Origin of the sequence: Methylomonas methanica (genome assembly GCF_001644035.1) — a bacterium.
Lineage (GTDB): Bacteria > Pseudomonadota > Gammaproteobacteria > Methylococcales > Methylomonadaceae > Methylomonas > Methylomonas methanica_A.
Genome location: NZ_LUUG01000035.1, coordinates 1 through 1192, shown reverse-complemented (window position 1 = coordinate 1192; position 1192 = coordinate 1). Strand labels below are relative to the sequence as shown.

Here is a 1192-nt window from a genome sequence, read left to right as displayed (position 1 = left end):
ATTACTCGATAATAGAAGCAACAACACCCGCACCGACGGTACGACCACCTTCGCGAATCGCAAAACGTAATCCGTCTTCCATCGCAATCGGTGAGATTAGTTTTACGACAACAGAAATGTTATCGCCAGGCATCACCATTTCCACGCCTTCTGGCAGATCGACCGCACCGGTCACATCTGTAGTTCTGAAGTAGAACTGCGGACGGTAGCCATTAAAGAACGGAGTATGACGACCACCCTCTTCTTTGGACAGTACGTAAATCTCCGCTTTGAAATGCGCATGCGGCTTGATTGAGTTAACGTGCGCCAATACTTGACCGCGCTCTACGTCGTCTCTTTTGGTACCACGCAACAGTACGCCGACGTTATCGCCCGCTTGACCTTGGTCCAGCAGTTTGCGGAACATTTCAACACCGGTGCAGGTGGTTTTGACGGTATCTTTAATACCAACAATCTCGACCTCTTCACCGACTTTGATGATGCCACGCTCAACACGACCGGTTACTACGGTACCGCGACCGGAAATCGAGAATACGTCTTCGATAGGCATCAAGAATTTGCCGTCGATCGCGCGCTCTGGCTCTGGAATGTAACTGTCCAGCGCCTCAACCAAGCGAACTACGGATTGTACACCGATTTCGCTTTGTTCGCCTTCTAAAGCTTTCAAGGCAGAACCAACGATGATGGGAGTATCGTCGCCAGGGAATTCGTATTGATTCAACAACTCGCGAATCTCCATCTCAACCAGTTCGATCAGTTCGGCGTCGTCCACCATGTCTGCTTTGTTCAAGAACACAACGATGTAGGGCACACCGACTTGGCGTGACAACAGAATGTGCTCGCGGGTTTGCGGCATAGGACCGTCAGCGGCGGAGCAAACCAGAATCGCGCCGTCCATTTGGGCAGCACCGGTAATCATGTTTTTGACGTAGTCAGCATGACCCGGGCAGTCAACGTGGGCATAGTGGCGGTTGGCTGACTCATACTCCACATGAGAGGTAGAGATGGTGATACCGCGCGCACGCTCCTCTGGGGCGTTGTCGATTTGATCAAAAGCCTTAACTTCGCCACCTTGCAGCTCAGCCATTACTTTTGTTAGTGCCGCTGTCAATGTGGTTTTGCCGTGGTCAACGTGACCTATGGTCCCAACGTTTACGTGCGGTTTCTTTCTTTCAAATTTTTCTTTAGCCAT

1 protein-coding gene is annotated in these 1192 nt (G+C 51.0%); it reads right to left on the bottom strand.

Translation table 11 applies throughout. The annotated features are described in order from the left end of the window. Position 1 precedes the first annotated feature (1 nt). Complete coding sequence (gene tuf, locus A1332_RS01675; protein ID WP_064006847.1) at positions 2 to 1192, bottom strand: elongation factor Tu; 1191 nt, start codon at positions 1190 to 1192, stop codon at positions 2 to 4.

Bases quoted from the DNA above. Each gene is read 5' to 3' on its own strand.
- tuf (WP_064006847.1), bottom strand. From the start codon at position 1,192: ATGGCTAAAGAAAAATTTGAAAGAAAGAAACCGCACGTAAACGTTGGG.